We start from the raw sequence: 19,420 nt of genomic DNA, 5'->3' as shown, positions 1-19,420 counted from the left end.
GTTACAATAGTTCATGAACGAAAGCGTGTTGAATGCCGTCAGGATCGAGGTGGAGCGCCGGGGATTGACTCACCAGCAGCTTGCCGACCAGCTGGACATGCCCCGTTCACAGGTGAGCCGGATGCTCACCGGGAAGTCGGGGCGGATTCCTGACGGGTGGGTGGCGCTCCTGCAGGCGCTCGGGCTGGAACTCGTGGCGAAGAAGGCGGGGCGGCGCAATGGGTAAGCGAGCCAACGGGGAAGGCACCATCAGTGCCCGGCGCAAGGACGGCAAGGTGGTGGGCTGGAAGGGCAGTGTCGTGATCGGATACGACGGCGACCGCATGGAGCGCCGCTGGGTCAGCGGCAAGACGAAAGCGGACGTGCAGCAGAAGATGGCGCAACTGCGTACCGAACTCCACACCGGCATGCTGGCCGACTCGGAAGGGGCAACGGTGGCCCAGTTCATCGACCGATGGCTGGACGCGAAGGAACGTGACGGGGTGAAGCCGAACACCCTGCGGTCCTATCGGGACACCGACCGCCTGTACATCCGCCCCCATATCGGGCGCATGAAGCTGGACAAGTTGCGCCCCCTGGACGTCGAGCGGGTACTGAACGCCCTGCGCAAAGAAGGGAAGTCGGCGCAGGTGCTTGCGTACACCCTGCGCGTGCTCAAGATGGCCCTACGGCAGGCGGTGCGCTGGCAGATGCTCCCGCGCAACGTCGCGGACGCGATCACCCCGCCGAAGGCCACACGGCAGGAAATGCAGGTGTGGACCCCGGAACAGGTCGCCAAGTTCCTCGATGCCGCCCAGGGGCACCGCATGCACGCCGCGTTCTACCTGGGGCTGATGACGGGCATGCGGCGCGGCGAACTGTTGGGCCTGCAGTGGGATGACGTCGACTGGGAACGCTCGCGCCTCACCGTCCGCCACAACCTCGTCGAGATCCGCACCGAAGCGCAGGGGCGCGTCATCCCGGCCCACAAGAGCCGCAAGACCGGCGAGCAGGTGCAGGAACGCCGCACGATCAGCCGGGTCACGGCTCAGCTGGACACGCCCAAGACGGCCGGATCACGCCGCACCATCATCCTGTCTGCGGGCACCCTGGCCGTCCTGCAGGCGCACCGGGAACGTCAGCAGGCAGAGCAGGAGCGGGCGCAGGACGCATGGGCGGGCAGTGAACGCGGGGGCTTCGTGTTCGCGTCGGAGATCGGAACGCACATTGACCCGCGCAACCTGAACCGGTACCACCGGGAACTTATCGCCGCGTCGGGGGTGCCCACCATCCGCTTCCACGACATGAGGCACACCGCCGCGTCCCTGATGATCCGGCGCGGCATCCCACCCAAGACCGTCAGTGAACGGCTGGGGCATGCGGACGTGGGCTTCACCCTGCGCACCTACACCCACCTGTACGACGAGCAGCGCGAAGAGGCGGCCTTCGACTTGTCCGACTTCTTTCCTCGATTCAACGCGTCTACTAACTAGGGCTTAGAGATTGAGTAGAGCCCGTCCAGGTCGATCTGTGCTGGATCTTCCTCAACGTCAAGCTCATTGAACAAGTTCCACAGGTCACCCACAATCTCTCCCAGAACATCGGCAGCGTACTGAATAGCTTCGCCTTTCGGAGTCGCAGCTAGCCCGCCGCCAGAATCTCCCATGTTCATAGCCTTGTACTCTTCGATTTCCTGAAGTTTCGACAAGGCATCGTGAGCTTCCTCTACTAGAGCAAGTGTTCTCGCCCTTTCAAGTCTGTACCGCTCAAGGGCTTCCTTGAGCCGTCCATGGTATTCCCGTGCTGTGAGGCGACCTAGCTGATCCATAGGGAAATCGTAGTCCTCAGGTGATGGAATGGAAGCGCAAATCTTTCTGGATGTGGCACGGTTGTGGCAGTCCGGTAGATGTAGCAGTGCCACAATGCACGACGAAAGCAAAAACCCCCGTCTGTACGGGGGTTTTCCTGGTGGGTCGTGTAGGACTTGAACCTACAACCCGCTGATTAAAAGTCAGCTGCTCTACCGATTGAGCTAACGACCCAGGTGGTCTTGTCTCGCTGCGGGCCGTGTGGGCGCGTTCTCAGCGGGAGTGAGTATATGGGCCGGGTGCTGGAGTGTCAACACCCGCCCTGGCTGAAGCGCAGGAGCGGGCGTTGATGGTTGGGGTTCAGCGCTTGAGGCTGGGGGGGACGTTGGGCATGCGGGGTGGCTTCATGCCCTTGGCACCGGGGCCGCTCATGCGCTGGAGCATCTTCATCATGTCCTTCATCTGCTCGTGCATCTTCAGGAGCTTGTTGATGTCCTGCACGCTGTGGCCGCTACCCGCCGCAATGCGTTTGCGGCGGCGCCCGTCGATGATCTTCGGGTTGCGGCGTTCCTTGACGGTCATGGAGCTGATCATCGCGTCGATCCGCTGAAGCTGGGCCTCGTCGATGTTGAAGCCCTCGGGCAGCGCGCGGCTCATGCCGGGAATGAGCTTCAGCAGGTCGCCCAGCGGGCCCATCTTGCGGATCTGCCGCAGTTGAAGCAGCAGGTCTTCCAAGTCGAAATCGCCGGGCTTCTTGACCTCCATGGCTTTCAGGTCGGCCTGCTGCGCACGTTCGATCAGGCCGAGCACGTCGCCCATGCCGAGGATGCGTCCCGCGACCCGGTCTGGGTGGAAGGCGTCCAGTCCGGCGATCTTCTCGCTGGTGCCCGCGAAGTAGATGGGTTTGCCGGTCACGCTGCGCGCGCTGAGGGCCGCGCCGCCGCGCGCGTCGCCGTCCATCTTCGTGATGATCAGGCCCGTGACGTTCACGCGCTGGTCGAAGGTCTGCGCGACGTTCAGCGCCTCCTGCCCGGTCATGGCGTCCACGACGAGCAGGCTCTCGGTGGGCTGCATGACGCGCTGGAGGTCGGCCAGCTGGTCCATCAGCGCCTCGTCGATCTGGAGGCGGCCGGCGGTGTCCACGATCACGAGGTCACGGAAGTCGGTCTTCAGATGCTCGTCCACGCGGCGTTTCGTCTCGGCGGGACTCTCGCCATCCGCGACCTTCAGGACCGGCACACCCACCTGCTTCGCGAGGACTTCCAGCTGGTCGCGCGCGGCGGGGCGCTGCGTGTCAGCCGCGACGAGCAGCACGCGGCGGCCCTTGCTCTTGTAATGCGCGGCGAGCTTGCCGGTGCTGGTCGTCTTCCCGGCCCCCTGGAGGCCCACCATGAACCAGACGTTGCCCTCGGTCTTCAGTTCCGGCTGGATGGTCTTGCCGCCCAGCGTCTCGATCAGCTCGTCATGCACGAGTTTCACGACGGTCTGCCCGGCGGTCAGGCTGCCCTCGACCGACTGCCCGACAGCTTTCTCGCTGACCTTCGCCACGAAGTCCTTCGCGACGCCGAAGTTCACGTCGGCTTCCAGCAGCGCCATGCGGATCTCGCGCATCGCGGCCTTGACCTGCGCCTCGGTCAGCTGGCGTTCCTTACCCACTCGGTCCAGGATGTCCTGCAACTTGTTGCCCAGGGACTCAAACATGCTGTCACGCTACCACGCAGCCTCAGGCGCGTCTGTGCCGCACGCACCGGCACAGGGCAGGTCAGAATGTTGGTGATGTCGGTCCTCCTGGAAGAACCCGGAACTTGAAGCGGCTCTGACCGCCCTGCTCCATTCGGGATCCACGCCACGTGAGGCCATCGGACACCTGTGGACTACAGCAGGCCACGGCCTCCTGGAGCTGTCACATGCTGTCCAGGGTGTGATGGAAGGCCGTGAAGCTCGCCGGCTGGTCATCAAAGCAACCTTCGAGCGGCAGCGGTTTTCACCGCAGTCGGGAGTCTAGGATCTGTAGATGACTGGCAAACTCGTCCGTGACCGCATCCCGGAACTGTTTGGCGGGCAGATCCGCACGCTGACGGAGGGGGAGTACCGCGCCGCGCTGCGTGCCAAGCTGGAGGAGGAGGTCGCGGAGTACCTCAACGCCGGCGAGGCCGAGGAACTGGCAGACGTGCTGGAAGTCCTGCGGGCCCTGGCGGCCCTGCATGGCCTGAGCCCGGAGGAGCTGGAGGCGCTGCGCCGCGCTAAGGCGGACGCGCGGGGCGGCTTCGCGGGCCGGGTGTGGTGGACGCCAACCTAACGCCCGTTAGGCAACGCGCGCTATGCTGCGCGCATGCAAAGAGCAGTGATCGTCGCGGCCAGCCGCACGCCCACCGGGAAGTTCCTCGGCAGCCTCGAGAGCGTCAGCGCCGTCGACCTGGGCGCCACCACCCTGCGTGAAACCCTGCGCCGCAGCGGCCTGGACGCCGCCCTGATCGAGGAAGTCGTCATGGGGCAGGTCGTGCAGGCGGGCAGCGGGCAGAACCCCGCCCGGCAGGCCGCCCTAAAAGCCGGACTGACCCACGAGGTCGGCGCGCTGACCATCAACAAGGTGTGCGGCAGCGGCCTGAAAGCCGTGATCCTCGCCGCGCAGAGCATCCGCGCCAGGGACCAGCACGCCGTCCTCGCCGGGGGCATGGAAAGCATGAGCAACGCCCCGCACCTCCTGCCCGGCGCGCGCAAGGGCTACCGCCTGGGCCGCGCGCAGGTCCTTGACGCGAACACCCACGACGGCCTTTGGTGCTCCATCAACGACGAGGGCATGGGCCTGACCGGCGAGCGCGTCGCCGAGAAGTACGCCATTGGCCGCGAGGAACAGGACGCCTACGCCACCCAGAGCCACCGCCGCGCCATCGCCGCGCAGCAGGACGGCCGCTTCACCGACGAGATCGTCCCCGTGACCGTCAAGGGCCGCAAGGGCGACACCGTTGTGGACACCGACGAGGGCCCCCGCGCCGACACCAGCGAGGAGACCCTGGGCCGCCTGAAACCCGCCTTCAAGAAGGACGGCTCAGTCACCGCCGGGAACGCCCCCGGCCTCAACGACGGCGCGGCCAGCCTGATGGTCGTCAGCGCCGACTTCGCCCAGGCGCACGGCCTCACCCCCCTGGCCCAGATCATCGACTACGCCACGGGCGGCCTCGCCCCCGAGTGGGTCATGATGACGCCCGTCCCCGCCACGCAGAAACTCCTGAGCAAGCTCGGCTGGCGGGCGGGTGACGTGGACCTGTGGGAACTGAACGAGGCATTCAGCGTCCAGAGTCTCGCCGTCGCCCGCGAACTCGGCCTCGACCCCGCCCGCGTGAACGTGAACGGCGGCGCCGTCGCCCTCGGCCACCCCATCGGCGCCAGCGGCGCGCGCATCCTCGTCACCCTCCTGCACGCCCTGAAGCAGCAGAACAAGGAAACCGGCATCGCCACCCTCTGCATGGGCGGCGGCAACGGCCTCGCCCTCGCGGTCAAGCGGGTAGGCTGAGCACCATGACGACTCTGTGGATCATCGAGAGCACCTACCTCAAACCCGCCGACGAGATCGCCCAGGTCACGCCCGCCCACCGCGAATGGCTCGACCAGCACTACAAAAGCGGCGTGTTCCTCATCAGCGGCCGCAAGGTCGACCACACCGGCGGCGTGATCGTCGCGCAGGCCGACACGTTGCAGGACCTCATGGACCTGTTCGACCACGACCCCTTCGTCCAGTCGGGCTGCTCCCGCTACAAGTACACCGCCTTCAACCCCGTCAAACGCGGCAAAGCCGTGCAGATTGAGGGCGTCCCACTGGTCGAATGAGTCTGGAGGGACTGACTTTTCAGGTCGGAGCCCTCAAGGTGACCGTCCATCAGGGCCCTTTGATTGAAGGGGAGGACTTCTGGGACGCCAACTGGCTGGATGTCGCCGCGGAGGTTGACCTGCCCGGACAGGCCTGGGTGCACGTCACGGGACCATTCCTGATGACAAGTGAGCTCGGCGGGTTCCTGACGGAACTGCGGCGCATGAACGAGACACTGACTGGAACAGCAGACCTTCATCCCCTGGAGCCGAACCTGGGAATGCACCTCGAATGCGGCTCCACGGGGGAGATCCTCACAAGGATTGAATTGACTCCGGACCCCCTGACGCAGACTCACACATTCGAGCTGCAACTCGACCAGACCTACCTGCCCGGAATCATCCGGCAGTTGGAAACCATTCTCGAACGTTTTCCCGTCCGGGGCAGACCGGACTGAACAGGAGTTCCTATGAAATTCGGAGTGATCGGAGCTGGACAGATGGGCGGCGGCATCGCGCAGGTCGCCGCGCAGAGTGGATTCGAGGTGGTCGTGCAGGACGTGAAGCAGGAGTTCCTCGACCGGGGCCGCGCCGTGATCGAGAAATCACTGGCGAAACTGCACGAGAAGGGCCGCCTGACGGACACGCCGGACGTGATCCTGGGCCGCATGGAGTTCACGACGGACCTGAACGCGTTCGCGGACTGCGATCTGGTCGTGGAGGCCATCGTGGAGAACGAGGGGGTGAAGGCCGACCTGTTCCGGCAGCTGGGGCAGATCGTGAAGCCGGACGGCATCCTGGCGAGCAACACGAGCAGCATTCCGATCACGGCGCTCGCCAGCGCGTCGGGCCGCCCGGAGAAGTTCATCGGGATGCACTTCATGAACCCCGTACCGCTGATGCAACTGGTCGAGGTCATCCGGGGCTACAGCACTAGCGACGAGACCGCGCAGTTCGTCACGCAGACCGCCGAGCGGATGGGTAAGACCCCCCTGGCCTGCAACGACTTCCCCGGCTTCGTCAGCAACCGCATCCTGATGCCCATGCTGAACGAGGCCATTCAGTGCGTCATGGAAGGCGTCGCGGAGCCCGAAGCGATCGACGGGATCATGAAGCTCGGCATGAACCACCCCATGGGCCCGCTGACCCTGGCGGACTTCATCGGGCTGGACACCTGCCTCGCCATCATGGAAGTTCTGCACAAAGGCCTGGGCGACGACAAGTACCGCCCCAGCCCGCTGCTGCGCAAGATGGTGCAGGCGGGCCTGCTGGGCCGCAAGAGCGGGCAGGGTTTCTACACGTACTGAACCCGACCGGTAGGAATGGCAGCGGAACGTCATGTTCCTGTGTTAGAACTCGGCATGCTCAAACGCCATTGGCTCGCATCGTTCGCTCTGCTCTCTGCTGTCACCCTGTCCGGGAACGCTCATGCGGCGGACCTGCGCCTGAGTGCCACCAGCAGCCTGGGCCTGTCCTGCCAAGTTGCCGGTGCGCGCGCCGGCTTGCAGGAGGGACGCGTGGGCGGTTTCGTCCAGGGCGCGTACTGCCGTACGGGGGTGCAGGGCCAGGGAGGCGCCACCGCATTTGATGCGGGTGTAACCTTTGATGTGTTCGACGCCGGTCTGGTGCACGGGTACGTGCTGGGCGGCGGTGGCGTGCAGGCCGGTTCCGGCGTGCTGTTCGCCGGTGTGGGGGCGCGCGTGGGCCTGGACCTCGTACCCGTCGAGGGGTTCTTGGAGGCTGGCGTGCAGCGCGTCAGCACAGTACTGGCGCCCATCTACGGTCCACGTCTGGCGCTGGGGGTCACGTACCGCGTGAATGTTGGTGACCTGAGTCGTTTCGCTGGAACCGGCATAGGGGCGGCTGTGGACTCAGCGCCTGGCGCAAGCAGTGCACCTGAATCCTGCAACCTGACCTCTGAGCAGGATCGGGCAGCCGTGCGGTCCGCCACGATTTCGGCTGCAAATCAGGTGCTGACGGCAGCGGCAAGTTCCTATTCGGCTGGGTTCAGTAGCTTCTCTTATCAGGTGAATGTCGGTGGCGTCAGTATCAGTGGCAACACCGCGACTGTGAATGGCAGTGTCACGATTACCCTCGTGCCCCGCGGGTCGAGCACTGCAACTTCCGAGACGTACCCTGGAACGGTGACGCTGGTCCGCTCAGGGTGTGGCTGGCGCGCCACAGGGTACTCACGCGATTGATAGTTGGCGGGGAGGGGCGGCTGATCAGGGTTGAGGCCGCCCTTTCCCGTGGTATTCGGCGTTGGGGGTGAAGCTCAGGGCGCTGCTGACGCGGTTGGTCATGTTGAACATGCCGATGACCTGCGTGGCTTCCAGGATGGTGGGGTCGCTGAGGCCTGCTGCGCGGAGGTCGTGCAGGTCTGTTTCGGTCATGTGGGCGGGCGTGAGGGTGAGTTTTTCGGCGTAGGCGCACAGCGCGGTCTGCTGGGCCGTGAGGGTGGCGTGGCGCCAGTTCACGGCGACCGTGTCGGCCAGGGTGGGGTCGCCGGTGTATTCGCGCAGGGCGGCGCCGTGGGAGACGGCGCAGTACACGCAGCGGTTCAGGCCGCTGACGACCACGGCCAAGAGTTCGCGGTCGGCGTTGCTCAGGTGGCCTTCGCGGTTGACGAGGGTGTTGAAGTCGTTCCACCACGCGAGGAACGTGTCAGGGTTCAGCGCCTGCGCGCGGAACACGTTGGGTATGAATCCCAGGTTCGCCTGGGCTTTCGCCCAGAGTTTCTGCACGCCTTCGGGTGCGGTCGCTTCGTCGGGGACGGCCAGCCAGGAGATCCGGTTCATGGGACTTCCAGGGTACGCCGCGTGGCATGATCGGGCGCGTGAATCTGGTGGTCCGTCCCCTGTACGCGAACGTGTATTTGCTCAGCACCCCGCAGGGTCGCGTGCTGGTCGATAGCGGCGCGCTGTCTCACGCTCCTGTTTTCGCGCGCCTGCTGGGTCAGTTTCAGCCGGACGTGGTGGTGCTGACGCACGCGCACGTGGATCACGCGGGGAACGCGTTCCTGGCGGCGCGGGCGGGCGTGTCGGTGCTGGCGCACCCGCTGGAGCATCCGGCTCTGCTGGGTCAGTCGCACGACCTGCCCTACCCGGCGGGGTTCCCGGCGCTGGGGCGCGTGATCTCGCGCGCGCATCCGAAACTCCGCTCCGTGCAGGCGGCGGGGCCGGGTGAGACGGTGCTGGGGTGGCAGGTGGTGCACCTGCCGGGGCACACGCTGGGTCAGATCGGGCTGCTGAGGGACGGCGTGCTGATTGCCGGGGACGCGGTGGTCGGGGGGGCGGGTGGCGCACATCTGCCCCGCGCGGCGTACAACCACGATCACGCGCAGGCCCTCAGTACCCTGAAGGCAATGGTGGACCTCGATCTGCGCGAGATCTGGCCCGGGCACGGCGGTCGACTCACGCCGGGGCAGATCCGTATGCGTGCCGAACGAGTCGATGGTTGACGGAGGGGATTGCGACCCTCCATCAACCATCAACGGTCAACCTTCTACAGTTTTACTTCTTGGGTTCGTCGGCGACCTGGCCGGTGACGCCAGGGGCGACCCAGGCCATGTTGTTCAGGTCGGCGATGCTGGCGACTTTCCCGGCGGGGACGCGCAGGATGCCGTTGCGGTCTTTGAGGGGGCCGGTGTACGGGTCGAACTTGCCGCCTTTTTCCATGTCGGCCTTGAGGGCCATGACGCGGTCGTACACGGTGGTTTTCTTGCCGGCGACGGTGATGGTCTTGGCTTTCAGGGCGGGGACCCATTTGGGGTTGATGGCCATGCCGTCCTGCGCGCCGAGTTCGACGCTGCCGCCGCGCAGCAGGTTCCAGTAGTCGACGTTCTGGAGGTTCTTGTTGGTGTAGGTGCCGGTGCGGACCTTGGTCAGGAAGTCGATGTAGATCTTCTCCCAGTGGACCAGCTGGCCGCTGACGACGTAGTCGGGCGCGAACTTGTACATGGGGGAGTAGTGCGCGAAGGACGGGATCTTGCGGGCGGCGGCGGTCTGCACGACGGTCGCGGTGTCCTCGGTGAAGGCCAGGGCGCCGGCGCCTTCGCTGATCAGGGCCTCGGCGGCCTCGCGGGCCTTGTTGGGGTCGAACCACGCGTTGATCCACTTGACGCTGACGGTCGCCTTGGGATTCACGGCGCGGGCGCCCATCGCGAAGGCGCTGATGTGCCGCTTGAGTTCCGGGACGGGGAACGCGCCCACGTAGCCGAGCTTGTCCGTCTTGCTGACGGCGGCGGCCATCATGCCGTTCAGGTAATACAGCTGGTAGAAGTCCGCCATGTAGGTGGCCATGTTCGGCAGGCGTTTGAAGCCGCTGGCGTGCGCGAAGATCACGTTCGGGTACTTCTTGGCGGCGTCGTAAGTCTGGTCCATGAAGCCGAAGGACGTCGTGAAGATGACCTTGCAGTTGTCCTTGACCAGCCGGTCGATGACGGGCATGGCCTGTCCCTCGGGCACGCTTTCCACGTATTTGGTTTCGAGCCAGGGGAGGGCCTTCTCGGTCTTCTTGCGGGCTTCGTCGTGGGCGTAGCTCCAGCCGATGTCGCCGACCGGGCCGACGTAGATGAAGCAGGCCTTGAGTTTGCCGGTCTGCTGGGCCTGCGCGGCGGGGCTGGCGGCGGTGCTCAGGAGTGCCAGGGACAGGGGCAGGGCAGCGAGAAGTGCTTTCTTCATGGTGAACCTCCGGGGAAGGGGTAACGCGTGCCTTTATTGTGCCTTCATTCTGTCGCGAAGGATAGAGACAACATGACCGAATTCACCCCTGCACGCCCAGCCGCACTCCGCCTGCCGTGCAGCTTGTGAAGCATCGGCGTACCGTGCGCGGCGTGACAGTGGCGTAAACCGAATCGGCGCACCCTGCATACACCTGTTCAGGAGGTCCACCCATGAGCGAACACCCCACCTCGCCCGACCGTACCGACCCCGATCCGGGCGAACGACGCATCCTGACACCCGGCAGTCCCAATCCACGCCGGGAGTTCCTGCGCAGCGCCGCCCTGTTCACCGCCACGGCCGGCGCCCTGGGCGGGGGGCTGGAACTGCTCACGCGCCGCCCGGGCGGTCCCGGCGCGGCCGAGGCGCAGGGCGCGGCCTTCACCCGCCCAGCCCGCCCGCTGGGTCCGTACGACACCAGCGAGGCCGTCACGCCGTACGCGCAGGCCACGTCATACAACAACTTCTACGAGTTCGGCCTCGACAAGGGCGACCCCGCCCGCCTGGCCGGGAGTCTCAAGACGCGCCCCTGGACCGTCCGCATTGACGGCGAGGTCCGCAAGCCCATGACGGTGGACATCGACACCCTGCAGGGCTGGTTCCCACTGGAGGACCGCGTGTACCGCATGCGCTGCGTGGAAGGCTGGAGCATGGTCATGCCCTGGCTGGGTTTCCCGCTGGCCGCCCTGATCCGCCGCCTGGAACCCACGAGTAAGGCGAAATACGTGCAGTTCACGGCCCTGCTGGACCCCAAGCAGTTTCCCGGGCAGCGTCAGGCCGTGCTGAAATGGCCGTACGTGGAGGGCCTGCGCCTGGACGAGGCGCTGCACCCCCTGGCCTTCATGGCGGTCGGCCTGGACGGCCGGGTCCTGCCGGGGCAGAACGGAGCGCCCCTGCGGCTGGCCGTCCCGTGGAAGTACGGCTTCAAGAGCATCAAGAGCGTCGTGCGGATCACCCTGACCGAGAAGCAACCCCAGACCACCTGGGCACTGGCGGCCCCGCAGGAGTACGGGTTCTACGCGAACGTGAACCCGGCCGTGCCTCACCCCCGCTGGAGTCAGGCGACCGAGCGCCGCATCGGGGAACTGGGACGGCGCAAGACCCTGCCGTTCAACGGGTACGCCGAGCAGGTCGCGGGGCTCTACAACGGCATGGACCTGCGGCGGTACTTCTGACCAGCCCAGCCCCGCCCCGCCCGTCTGCGCCCCGCCGCGCGTCCCTGAGCTGGCTGCCGCCCGCCGTGACCGTGGGCGGATTGCTGCCGGTCGCGGTGCTGCTGCTGGACGCCGCGACCGGGCAGCTGGGCGCGAACCCCATCCAGCGGGCCACCTTACAGACCGGCCTGCTGACGCTGGCGCTGCTGGTGCTGTCCCTGGCCTGCACGCCCCTGCGCCTCCTGACCGGCTGGACGTGGCCCGCCCGCATCCGCAAGACGCTGGGCCTGCTGGCCTTCGGGTACGCCGCGCTGCACTTTCTGATCTACCTGTTCGACCACGGCTTCGACCTGTCCCTGATGACCGAGGACGTCCTCGAGCGCCCGTTCATCACGGCCGGTTTCACGGCGCTGCTGCTGCTCGTGCCGCTCGCGCTGACCAGCACGCCCCGCGCCGTGAAACGCTTGGGCTTTCAGCGCTGGACGCGCCTGCACCAGCTGGCGTACGTCGCCGTCAGTCTCGGCGCGCTGCACTACTACTGGGGCGTGAAAAAAGACCACACGCAACCGCTGATCTACGCCGCCGTGATTGCCGGGCTGTTCCTGATCCGGCTGGCGCGCCGCGCGCCCAACCGGCGCCCAGGGCGAACGCGCCCCCGGACGGCCGCACCCGACTGAGCAGGTCCTCCACCGCCCAGGAGGGCCAGGGCAGGCCGCCATGACACGAGCCCCGCGCGCCGCTATGCTGTCGGAGCCGGAGCGCCGCTCCGAACCGATCCCGTCATGAGGCTGCTCCAAGGACCCAAACGAACCTGGCTGGCCGGACTGACCGCGCTGGCCCTCCTGGCCCTGTGGGCATGGATCAACCTGCCGGTCAGCGAGGTCCTGCGCGGCAGCACCCGCGTGGCCGCCCTGCCCGCCCTGCCCGCCTTCACGGCCGGGCAGCGGGTGCTGCTGCTCTCGCCCCACCCGGATGACGAGACGCTGTGCTGCGCCGGCCTGATCCAGCAGGCCACGCAGGCCGGCACGGCCGTGTACATCGCGTGGATGACCGCCGGGGACGGCTTCGAATTCGACGCTGCACTCACCCAGAAGGTTCTGCTGCCGCGCGCGCAGAACATGCGCCGCCTGGGCAACACCCGCGCCGCCGAAGCGCGCGCCGCCGCCACCGTCCTAGGCGTCCCGGCCGCGCACACGTTCATGCTGGGCTACCCGGACGGCGGCCTGTTCCGCCTGTTCACCACCAACTACGACCAGCCGTACACGGCGCCGCACACCCGCGCGAACCGCGTGTACGCGCAGGGGGCCCTCTCGCCCGGCCGGCCCTTCACGGGCCGCAACCTGGAAGCGGACATCAGCCGGGTGCTGGACGACGTCCGGCCGGACCTGGTGCTGGCCCCAGCACCGCAGGACTTCCACCCGGACCACCACACCCTCTCGTACATCGCGCTGCGCCTGATGAGCCAGCGCGCCCAGCAGGGCCGCCTGCGGTACTGGGTGGTGCACGGCGGCCTGGAATGGCCGCTGCCCAAGGCCCTGCACGAGAGTCTCCCCCTGACGCTGCCGCCCCTGGCGCGCCAGTTGCCCTGGCTGCGCGCGGACCTGACGCCCGAACAGGAGCGCGTCAAGTTGCAGGCCGTGAACACGTACCGCACGCAGACCGAGGTGATGGGCCGCTTCATGCGGGCCTTCGTGCGGCGCAACGAACTCCTCAGCCCGGACCCCCTGCCCCCCACGGGCAGCCCCCGGCAGCCCTAGACCACGCCCCCAGGCCGCGGGGACCGGTCAGGCGGGACCGGACGGGTCCTCCAGCCAGCCGCGCAGGTCAAGGCCCAGCACGAGCTGCGTGGTCTCCCGCCCCAGCCAGGGCCGCCACATTCGCGTGGCGCGGGCGTGGATGACCTGAAAACCCAGCTTGCGGTACAGGCCCAGCGCGGCCTCGTTCTCCGAGGTGGTGGAGAGCTGCACGCCGGGCACGCCCGCGCCCGCCAGGGTGTCCAGGTGCGCCCGCAGGAGCCGCTCTCCCAGGCGGTACCCCCGGGCATCTGGCAGGAGATTCAGGTGCAGGTGCGCCGGGAAGCGCGCCGGGTCCGCGTGCGGTGCGTGCCACACCGCCGCGCGCCCCAGGTACGGCAGGCACGCCAGCACCCCGCGCGCCGGAAGTGCGGCCAGCACGTCCGGCACGGCGCGGCGCAGCCCAGCGCGGTACAGCCCCCCGTCCGGGGCGCCCAGGATGTACCCGACCACCTGCGCGTCCACCTCGGCCACGAACCCGGCGAAACCCGCGCCGCGGAAGTACGCCGCCACCCACAGCGCCCGGAACAGCGCCGGAGCCGGAAAGAAGATCCGGGCACTGTCCCCGAAGAGCCCAGTCGCGTAGGCGATGTCACCCACGGCCCGCTGATCGGACGGCAGGACGGGACGCACGAGGGCGGTCATGCCCTCACTGTACGTGGCACGGAGAGGGGCCCGGTCGATGCGTGACCGGGCCTCTCTCTGTGCGCCTGGGCGTCTAGCGTTCGCCGCGCACGTACGCGCGGCCCAGCGCGGCGGGGGCGTCCCCGGCCTGCCCGCGCACGCCGGCCAGCGCCAGCACGACGAGCACGAGGATGAACGGCATGGCGCTGAACACCTCGGTGGGGACGTTGCTGTTGCCCTGCAGGCGGAACTGCAGGTAGTACAGGAACCCGAAGAACAGCGCCCCGGCAATGGCGCGCAGGGGACGCCACCCGACGAAGATCACCAGCGCCACGGCGATCCAGCCCAGGCCGTTGGTCATGTTGTCCGCCCATGAGGACCGGTAGGACAGGGACAGGAACGCGCCCGCCAGTCCGGCCAGGGCGCCGCCGCCCAGCACGGCCAGCACGCGGGTCAGGCCGACGTTCACGCCCAGCACGTCCGCCGCCGCTGGGTTCTCCCCGACCGAGCGCAGGGTCAGGCCGCTGCGGGTGGCGGTCAGCCAGAAGGCCAGCAGCGCCGCCAGGATCAGCGCGGCGACCGTGAATGGACTGATCGTGAAGTTCCCCAGCGTCCAGTCCTGCACCTTGTTGAACAGCGGCAGACCCTCGAACTTCTTGCCGAGCAGGCCCGCCGCGCCCGTTCCGATCAGGGCCAGGGCGAGGCCGCTGACGAACTGGTTGGCGCGCAGCGTGACGGTGGCCACGGCGTGCAGCCCCGACAGCGCCGCGCCTGCCAGCATGGCCGCGCCGACCGCCGCCCACAGGCTCGCGTCCGGGCTTTTCGAGGCCACCGCGAACGCGGCGAGCGCGCCGACGGCCATCATGCCCTCCACGCCCAGGTTCACGACCCCGGCGCGTTCGTTCAGGATGGCGCCCAGGCACGCGAGCAGCAGCGGCGTCCCGACCGCCAGGGCGCGCACGAGCGCCTCGATGACAATGCTATCCATGCAGGACCTCGGTGGAGGAGAGGGGTCGGCTCACGCGCGGCCCCACTTGACGCGGTGGCGGATGAATACCTCGGAGGCGATCAGGCACAGCAGGATCACGCCGCTGAAGATGTCCACCACGCGGAACGGGAGGTTCAGGTCGATCTTCAGCAGGTCCCCGCCCGCCAGGATCACACCCATCAGCGGCGCGGTGATCAGGCACAGCGCCGGGTTCCCGCGCGCCAGCCACGCGACGATCACGGCGGTGAAGCCGTACCCGAGGCTGATCTGACTGGCTTCCAGGAGGCGGTGGTGGATGCCCGCCACCTCGCCCGCGCCCGCGAGGCCCGCCAGACCCCCGGTGAGGAGGGCGACCAGCGTGGCGACCCGCGTGCTGCTGAGGCCCGCGTAGTGCGCCGCGCCGGGGTTCTCGCCCACGACACGCAGCGCGTACCCGAACGTCGAGCGGGTCAGGAGCCACTGGAGGCCCAGCGCCAGCGCAACACCCAGCAGCAGCGTGGGCCAGTGCACCTGCGTGCCGCTGAACGTCGGCAGCCACGCGCCCTGCGGGAAGGTGTCGGTGTAGATGTACCCGCGCACGTCCTTGCCCTTCCACGGCCCGGCAATCAGGTACGTGACGAGCGCCACCGCGATGTAGTTCAGCATCAGGGTGGAGAGGATCTCGTTCACGTTCACGCGCCGCAGCGCCGCCGCCACGAGCGCCCACAGGCCCCCGCCGACGAAGCCCGCCGCGAACACCGCCGGGACGAGCAACGCGCCCGGAATGGGCAGGAACAGCGCCGTGCCCGCCGCGAACACCGCGCCGAGCAGCAACTGCCCCTCCGCGCCAATGTTGAAGAACTGCGCGCGGAACGCCAGCGCCAGCCCCGCCCCGATCAGAAGCAGCGGAATGGTGCGCCGCCCCACCTCGGCCAGACCGGTCGGGTCGCCCAGCGTACCGCGCAGCATCGTGCCGTACACCTCCGCCGGGGACTGCCCCGCCAGCACAAACACCAGCGCGCAGATCAGCAGGGCCACCACCACCGACGCCACCGTGACCAGCGCCGTGCGGGCCGCCGAGGGAGCCGTCATTGCGACGAACCTCACGCGACCACCCCCTGGTCCGCACCCGGAATGGAGTGCGGGTGCGCGCCGCCCATCAGCAGGCCCAGCGACTCGCGCGTCACCTCGGCCACCGGGAACGGCCCCAGCAGCGCGCCGCCCACCATGACCGCCACGCGGTCCGACAGGCTCAGCAGCTCGTCCAGATCCTCGCTGACCAGCAGCACGCCCGCGCCGTCGCCCGTGCGGTCCAGCAGCACCCGGTGCACCTGATCGGTCGCGCCGATATCCAGCCCGTACGTGGGATGCACCGCCAGGATCAGCTTCGGCTGCCCGGCCAGTTCCCGCGCCAGGATCAGCTTCTGGATGTTCCCGCCCGACAGCAGCCGCGTGGGCGTGTGAATGCCCGGCGTGGCGACCGCGTAGGCTTCCACCTCGCGCCGCGCCCGCTCGTCCGTGGCGGTCAGGTCACGCGCCAGTCCGCGCGCCAGCGGCGGCCGCTCAAAATCCCGCAGGGCGAGGTTCTCCGCGACCGTCATGCTCGGCACCGTGCCGCTGTGAATGCGGTCCTCGGGAATGTGCGCCACGCCGGAGCGGAAGCGCGCCGCCGCGTCCCCGGTCAGCGCCTGCCCGTCCAGCGTGACCGACCCGGTCGCCGCGTGCAGGCCCGCCAGGACCTCCACCAGTTCGCTCTGGCCGTTCCCGGCGATCCCGGCCACGCCGAGTACCTCGCCGCGGCGCAGCTCGAAGCTCACGCCGCGCAGCGCGGGCAGGCCCCGCGCGCCCTGCGCACTCAGGTCCCGCACGCTCAGCAGCGCGCCCGCGTCGGCGGCCGGGCCACCCGCGCGCTTGCGGGTGAAGTCCACGCTGCGGCCCACCATCAGTTCCGCGAGGCTCTCACGGGTCGCGCCCTGCGTGGATACGCCGCCCACGACCCTGCCGCGGCGCAGCACCGTCACGCGGTCCGCCACCGAGAGCACCTCGTCCAGCTTGTGCGAGATGAAGATCAGGCTGCGTCCGTCCGCCTTCAGTTCGCGCATCACGCGGAACAGGCCCTCGGCCTCCTGCGGGGTCAGCACGCTGGTGGGCTCGTCGAGGATCAGCACCCGCGCGCCGCCCAGCAGGGCCCGCACGATCTCCACGCGCTGCTTCTCGCCGGGCGACAGGTCCGACACGCGCGCGTCCGGGTTCACCTCCAGCCCGTACCGGGCGGACAGTTCACGGACCTGCCCCGCCACGCGCCGCGCCGGGAACAGCCCGCCCACGCGGCCCAGCGCCAGATTCTCCGCCACGGTGTGCCGCGACACCAGCAGCGGATGCTGCGGCACCAGCCCGATCCCCAGCCGCTGCGCCTGCGCCGGACTCCCGATCCGCACCGCCTGGCCCGCCAGTTCCACCGCGCCATCGTCCGGCTGGTACAGGCCGTACAGGATCGAGATCAGTGTGCTTTTCCCCGCGCCGTTCTCGCCCAGCAGGGCCAGCACCTCACCCGCGTGAACCGTCAGGTCCACCGCGTCATTCGCGACCACACCCGGAAATCGTTTCGTGATGCCACTCAGCCGCAACGCGGGCGGCCCGGCAGAAGCTTCGGTTCGGTCCACAGTCCATCCTTCCACCGGGGCGGGCACCCGCCCAGCCGGTCCCTTCACGGAACCTTAAACCAGTGTGCCGCCAGCCTACCCAACAACCGGCCCCCCAGCAGCCCACCCCCCCAAACAGGCCCACGTTCAGGCCAGTCCGCCCCGACACCGGACAGGAGGCAACGGCCGCCGGGTGGGGTGAGGCACTGCCGCGTCAGTACACCGGGCCGCCGTGCGGGAACGCCACGACCTCGGCAATACCGCCCGGATTCAGCCGCGCCATGAATCCCGCGTCCTCCCGGTACGCCATGCCGCTGTCCACCGCGAGGCACAACCGGCCCGCGTAGGGGACCGGCGCGCCCGCCCCCAGCGTCCGGCCGTGCAGCGCCTCATCCATCAGCACGTACACCGGCGTGTGCCCATGCACAATCCGGTCCCCGCCAAACACCGACAGGGTCCGCCGGGCCTTGACCTCACCCTCGCCCAGCGCGAACGCCATGCGCTCCGTGAACCAGTTCAGGAACAGCCCCCACTCGTCCGCGTCCGGGTTCGCCAGAATGCGCGCCACCTCCGCATTCACCTCGTCGATGGTGGTGCCCATCCGCAGGTACATCAGGCTGTCCGCGTGCACCAGCAGCCACCCGTCGGCCTCCGCCATCGCCGGACGGCTCGACAGCCAGCCCAGGTCACCGGGCTCCAGCAGGTCCGCGTCCCGCGTCTGCCCGCCGTTCTCCAGCCAGTACGCCCGGAACCCCATCCGGTCCCCCGGGTCCTTCTGCCGGAACACCAGCGCCGCCAGAAACATCACCTCATGGTTGCCCAGCAGCGCCGTCACGCGTCCCCCGGCCGCCTGCGCCTGCACCTCCAGGTTGCGGACCAGCCGGATCACCTCCAGGCCCTGCGGCCCCCGGTCCACGTAATCCCCCAGGAACGCCAGGTGCGCGTCCCCGCCCGTCCAGGCGCCGTCAAAGTCAATCAGGCCCGCGCGCAGCAGCAGGGCGCGCAGTTTGTCGTACGCGCCGTGAATGTCGCCCACCACCCACAGGGGCCTCATGAGCACACCGGACCGAGAGCAGAGCCAACAAGCACGCCCAGCAGCATACGGTCCCGGACGCGGCCCTGCACAGGCTGATGGCCGACCTCAGCCCTGATCGTCACCGGCCTCCTGCGCCTCACCTTCCGGCAGGGTGCGCCACTTCGTCATGCGCTCCGTGATGTCCTCCTGAATGCGCCGCACGTTGCTCTCCAGGCCAGAGCGCGTCGCGTCCAGCTGGTGGCGCAGCCGCATGATCTCCTCAACGCCCGCCAGGTTCACGCCGAGTTCCTGCGTCAGGCGGCGAATCTCACGCAGGTGCTCGATGTCCCGCTCGCTGTACAGCCGGGTCTTGCCGCTGCTGCGCCCCGGGCGGATCAGCTGCTTGCGCTCGTACAGGCGCAGCGTCTGCGGGTGCATGTCCACCAGTTCCGCCGCGATACTGATCACGTACACCGGCCGGTCCCGCGGGTCCAGCCGCCCATCCGGGGCGGGCAGTGCCTCGGGCCGCTGCGCCTGCTCGCGCAGCTCGCCCTCAATGCGTTCGATCTCCGCCTCGAACTCACCCTGCATGTCATCCAGCTCGTGCTGGAGCCGCATGACCTCCTCGACGCCCGCGAGGTTCACGCCGAGCTCCTGCGTCAGGCGGCGAATCTCGCGCAGGTGCTCAATGTCGCGTTCGCTGTACAGCCGGGTCTTGCCGCTGCTGCGCCCCGGGCGGATCAGGCCCTTGCGTTCATACAGGCGCAGCGTCTGGGGGTGCATGTCCACCAGTTCCGCCGCCACGGAGATCACGTACACAGGCCGGTTTTTCGCGTCACTGGGCATACCTTCCCTTGAGTATACCCGCCGCAGTGTTTCTGAGACCGTGCCGCGTAGAGGTTCTGGGCGG

The 19,420-nt window shown here is 68.3% G+C and carries 22 protein-coding genes and 1 tRNA gene; 12 read left to right on the top strand and 11 right to left on the bottom strand.

Translation table 11 applies throughout. From position 1 onward, the window contains the following. Positions 1-13 precede the first annotated feature (13 nt). Both IEY63_RS03455 and IEY63_RS03450 read left to right on the top strand, forming a co-directional pair. Entirely contained in the window at positions 14-226 is a 213-nt protein-coding gene (locus IEY63_RS03455) for a helix-turn-helix domain-containing protein (protein WP_189067539.1), read from the top strand. Next, complete coding sequence (locus tag IEY63_RS03450; protein ID WP_189067538.1) at positions 219-1,472, top strand: tyrosine-type recombinase/integrase; 1,254 nt, start codon at positions 219-221, stop codon at positions 1,470-1,472. The genes IEY63_RS03455 and IEY63_RS03450 overlap by 8 nt, the downstream gene beginning before the upstream one ends. On the opposite strand, the gene IEY63_RS03445 is transcribed toward IEY63_RS03450, so the two are convergent. The 3 genes from IEY63_RS03445 to ffh form a co-directional block, all read right to left on the bottom strand. After that, a complete protein-coding gene (locus IEY63_RS03445; RefSeq protein ID WP_189067537.1) occupies positions 1,469-1,807 on the bottom strand; it encodes a hypothetical protein in 339 nt (112 codons plus the stop codon). The genes IEY63_RS03450 and IEY63_RS03445 overlap by 4 nt on opposite strands. 138 nt (positions 1,808-1,945) lie before the next feature. Then, positions 1,946-2,021: transfer RNA gene (locus IEY63_RS03440), tRNA-Lys, on the bottom strand. Between the two features lie 126 nt (positions 2,022-2,147). Next, positions 2,148-3,488, bottom strand: coding sequence for a signal recognition particle protein (ffh, locus tag IEY63_RS03435; protein ID WP_189067536.1), 1,341 nt, complete (start codon positions 3,486-3,488; stop codon positions 2,148-2,150). Positions 3,489-3,801: 313 nt separating this feature from the next. Between ffh and IEY63_RS03430 the strand changes: the two genes are divergently transcribed. The 6 genes from IEY63_RS03430 to IEY63_RS03405 are packed head-to-tail and all read left to right on the top strand — an operon-like array spanning position 3,802 to position 7,795. Continuing rightward, on the top strand, positions 3,802-4,086 hold the full coding sequence (locus IEY63_RS03430; protein WP_189067535.1) for a nucleoside triphosphate pyrophosphohydrolase: 285 nt from the start codon (positions 3,802-3,804) through the stop codon (positions 4,084-4,086). A gap of 33 nt (positions 4,087-4,119) precedes the next feature. Further along, complete coding sequence (locus IEY63_RS03425; RefSeq protein ID WP_189067534.1) at positions 4,120-5,301, top strand: thiolase family protein; 1,182 nt, start codon at positions 4,120-4,122, stop codon at positions 5,299-5,301. Between the two features lie 5 nt (positions 5,302-5,306). Next, entirely contained in the window at positions 5,307-5,615 is a 309-nt protein-coding gene (locus tag IEY63_RS03420; RefSeq protein ID WP_189067533.1) for a YciI family protein, read from the top strand. Then, positions 5,612-6,052 (top strand): WapI family immunity protein, encoded by a 441-nt coding sequence (locus IEY63_RS03415; RefSeq protein WP_189067532.1) that lies wholly within the window; start codon positions 5,612-5,614, stop codon positions 6,050-6,052. The genes IEY63_RS03420 and IEY63_RS03415 overlap by 4 nt, the downstream gene beginning before the upstream one ends. Positions 6,053-6,064: 12 nt before the next feature. Continuing rightward, positions 6,065-6,901 (top strand): 3-hydroxyacyl-CoA dehydrogenase family protein, encoded by an 837-nt coding sequence (locus IEY63_RS03410; RefSeq protein ID WP_189067531.1) that lies wholly within the window; start codon positions 6,065-6,067, stop codon positions 6,899-6,901. A gap of 54 nt (positions 6,902-6,955) precedes the next feature. After that, the gene (locus tag IEY63_RS03405) at positions 6,956-7,795 is read left to right on the top strand and encodes a hypothetical protein (RefSeq protein WP_189067530.1); all 840 of its coding nucleotides are present in this window, start codon (positions 6,956-6,958) and stop codon (positions 7,793-7,795) included. 24 nt (positions 7,796-7,819) lie between these two features. Here the strand turns inward: IEY63_RS03405 and IEY63_RS03400 are convergent, their stop codons facing one another. Further along, the gene (locus IEY63_RS03400) at positions 7,820-8,392 is read right to left on the bottom strand and encodes a peroxidase-related enzyme (protein ID WP_189067529.1); all 573 of its coding nucleotides are present in this window, start codon (positions 8,390-8,392) and stop codon (positions 7,820-7,822) included. Positions 8,393-8,430: 38 nt separating this feature from the next. On the opposite strand from IEY63_RS03400, the gene IEY63_RS03395 reads away from it, so the two are divergent. Further along, positions 8,431-9,054, top strand: a complete 624-nt coding sequence (locus IEY63_RS03395) for an MBL fold metallo-hydrolase (protein ID WP_229784451.1) — start codon at positions 8,431-8,433, stop codon at positions 9,052-9,054. Between the two features lie 52 nt (positions 9,055-9,106). On the opposite strand, the gene IEY63_RS03390 is transcribed toward IEY63_RS03395, so the two are convergent. Next, the gene (locus IEY63_RS03390; RefSeq protein WP_189067527.1) at positions 9,107-10,276 is read right to left on the bottom strand and encodes a BMP family ABC transporter substrate-binding protein; all 1,170 of its coding nucleotides are present in this window, start codon (positions 10,274-10,276) and stop codon (positions 9,107-9,109) included. A gap of 212 nt (positions 10,277-10,488) precedes the next feature. Between IEY63_RS03390 and msrP the strand changes: the two genes are divergently transcribed. From msrP to IEY63_RS03375, 3 genes are all read left to right on the top strand, one after another. Then, positions 10,489-11,490, top strand: coding sequence for a protein-methionine-sulfoxide reductase catalytic subunit MsrP (msrP, locus tag IEY63_RS03385; RefSeq protein ID WP_189067526.1), 1,002 nt, complete (start codon positions 10,489-10,491; stop codon positions 11,488-11,490). Then, positions 11,487-12,146 (top strand): protein-methionine-sulfoxide reductase heme-binding subunit MsrQ, encoded by a 660-nt coding sequence (msrQ, locus tag IEY63_RS03380; protein WP_505703248.1) that lies wholly within the window; start codon positions 11,487-11,489, stop codon positions 12,144-12,146. The genes msrP and msrQ overlap by 4 nt, the downstream gene beginning before the upstream one ends. Before the next feature lie 105 nt (positions 12,147-12,251). Further along, complete coding sequence (locus tag IEY63_RS03375) at positions 12,252-13,226, top strand: PIG-L deacetylase family protein (protein ID WP_189067525.1); 975 nt, start codon at positions 12,252-12,254, stop codon at positions 13,224-13,226. A 27-nt stretch (positions 13,227-13,253) separates the two neighbouring features. Here the strand turns inward: IEY63_RS03375 and IEY63_RS03370 are convergent, their stop codons facing one another. The 6 genes from IEY63_RS03370 to hspR all read right to left on the bottom strand — a co-directional run bounded on the left by IEY63_RS03370 (position 13,254) and on the right by hspR (position 19,356). After that, positions 13,254-13,907 (bottom strand): GNAT family N-acetyltransferase, encoded by a 654-nt coding sequence (locus IEY63_RS03370; protein ID WP_189067524.1) that lies wholly within the window; start codon positions 13,905-13,907, stop codon positions 13,254-13,256. A 73-nt stretch (positions 13,908-13,980) separates the two neighbouring features. Then, on the bottom strand, positions 13,981-14,874 hold the full coding sequence (locus IEY63_RS03365) for an ABC transporter permease (protein WP_189067523.1): 894 nt from the start codon (positions 14,872-14,874) through the stop codon (positions 13,981-13,983). Between the two features lie 30 nt (positions 14,875-14,904). Then, positions 14,905-15,945 carry an ABC transporter permease gene (locus IEY63_RS03360; protein WP_189067522.1) on the bottom strand — a complete coding sequence of 347 codons (1,041 nt, stop codon included), beginning with the start codon at positions 15,943-15,945 and terminating at the stop codon, positions 14,905-14,907. Positions 15,946-15,956: 11 nt separating this feature from the next. Next, positions 15,957-17,516 carry an ABC transporter ATP-binding protein gene (locus tag IEY63_RS03355; protein ID WP_229784449.1) on the bottom strand — a complete coding sequence of 520 codons (1,560 nt, stop codon included), beginning with the start codon at positions 17,514-17,516 and terminating at the stop codon, positions 15,957-15,959. A 193-nt stretch (positions 17,517-17,709) separates the two neighbouring features. After that, positions 17,710-18,549, bottom strand: coding sequence for a metallophosphoesterase (locus IEY63_RS03350; RefSeq protein ID WP_189067521.1), 840 nt, complete (start codon positions 18,547-18,549; stop codon positions 17,710-17,712). Positions 18,550-18,636: 87 nt separating this feature from the next. Further along, positions 18,637-19,356 carry a heat shock protein transcriptional repressor HspR, fused homodimer type gene (hspR, locus tag IEY63_RS03345; RefSeq protein WP_189067520.1) on the bottom strand — a complete coding sequence of 240 codons (720 nt, stop codon included), beginning with the start codon at positions 19,354-19,356 and terminating at the stop codon, positions 18,637-18,639. Positions 19,357-19,420: the final 64 nt, after the last annotated feature.

The organism is Deinococcus radiotolerans, assembly GCF_014647435.1.
Taxonomy (GTDB): domain Bacteria; phylum Deinococcota; class Deinococci; order Deinococcales; family Deinococcaceae; genus Deinococcus; species Deinococcus radiotolerans.
This window is presented reverse-complemented; position numbering and strand designations above follow the sequence as displayed.

What these genes read in the sequence shown, in the direction of transcription:
- ffh (WP_189067536.1), bottom strand. Translation starts at nt 3,488, where the DNA reads ATGTTTGAGTCCCTGGGCAACAAGTTGCAGGACATCCTGGACCGAGTG.
- IEY63_RS03375 (WP_189067525.1), top strand. Translation starts at nt 12,252, where the DNA reads ATGAGGCTGCTCCAAGGACCCAAACGAACCTGGCTGGCCGGACTGACC.
- IEY63_RS03455 (WP_189067539.1), top strand. Translation starts at nt 14, where the DNA reads ATGAACGAAAGCGTGTTGAATGCCGTCAGGATCGAGGTGGAGCGCCGG.
- IEY63_RS03360 (WP_189067522.1), bottom strand. Translation starts at nt 15,945, where the DNA reads ATGACGGCTCCCTCGGCGGCCCGCACGGCGCTGGTCACGGTGGCGTCG.
- IEY63_RS03350 (WP_189067521.1), bottom strand. Translation starts at nt 18,549, where the DNA reads ATGAGGCCCCTGTGGGTGGTGGGCGACATTCACGGCGCGTACGACAAA.
- IEY63_RS03420 (WP_189067533.1), top strand. Translation starts at nt 5,307, where the DNA reads ATGACGACTCTGTGGATCATCGAGAGCACCTACCTCAAACCCGCCGAC.
- IEY63_RS03400 (WP_189067529.1), bottom strand. Translation starts at nt 8,392, where the DNA reads ATGAACCGGATCTCCTGGCTGGCCGTCCCCGACGAAGCGACCGCACCC.
- hspR (WP_189067520.1), bottom strand. Translation starts at nt 19,356, where the DNA reads ATGCCCAGTGACGCGAAAAACCGGCCTGTGTACGTGATCTCCGTGGCG.
- IEY63_RS03365 (WP_189067523.1), bottom strand. Translation starts at nt 14,874, where the DNA reads ATGGATAGCATTGTCATCGAGGCGCTCGTGCGCGCCCTGGCGGTCGGG.
- IEY63_RS03415 (WP_189067532.1), top strand. Translation starts at nt 5,612, where the DNA reads ATGAGTCTGGAGGGACTGACTTTTCAGGTCGGAGCCCTCAAGGTGACC.
- IEY63_RS03450 (WP_189067538.1), top strand. Translation starts at nt 219, where the DNA reads ATGGGTAAGCGAGCCAACGGGGAAGGCACCATCAGTGCCCGGCGCAAG.
- msrP (WP_189067526.1), top strand. Translation starts at nt 10,489, where the DNA reads ATGAGCGAACACCCCACCTCGCCCGACCGTACCGACCCCGATCCGGGC.
- IEY63_RS03370 (WP_189067524.1), bottom strand. Translation starts at nt 13,907, where the DNA reads ATGACCGCCCTCGTGCGTCCCGTCCTGCCGTCCGATCAGCGGGCCGTG.
- IEY63_RS03405 (WP_189067530.1), top strand. Translation starts at nt 6,956, where the DNA reads ATGCTCAAACGCCATTGGCTCGCATCGTTCGCTCTGCTCTCTGCTGTC.
- IEY63_RS03425 (WP_189067534.1), top strand. Translation starts at nt 4,120, where the DNA reads ATGCAAAGAGCAGTGATCGTCGCGGCCAGCCGCACGCCCACCGGGAAG.
- IEY63_RS03430 (WP_189067535.1), top strand. Translation starts at nt 3,802, where the DNA reads ATGACTGGCAAACTCGTCCGTGACCGCATCCCGGAACTGTTTGGCGGG.
- IEY63_RS03445 (WP_189067537.1), bottom strand. Translation starts at nt 1,807, where the DNA reads ATGGATCAGCTAGGTCGCCTCACAGCACGGGAATACCATGGACGGCTC.
- IEY63_RS03410 (WP_189067531.1), top strand. Translation starts at nt 6,065, where the DNA reads ATGAAATTCGGAGTGATCGGAGCTGGACAGATGGGCGGCGGCATCGCG.
- IEY63_RS03390 (WP_189067527.1), bottom strand. Translation starts at nt 10,276, where the DNA reads ATGAAGAAAGCACTTCTCGCTGCCCTGCCCCTGTCCCTGGCACTCCTG.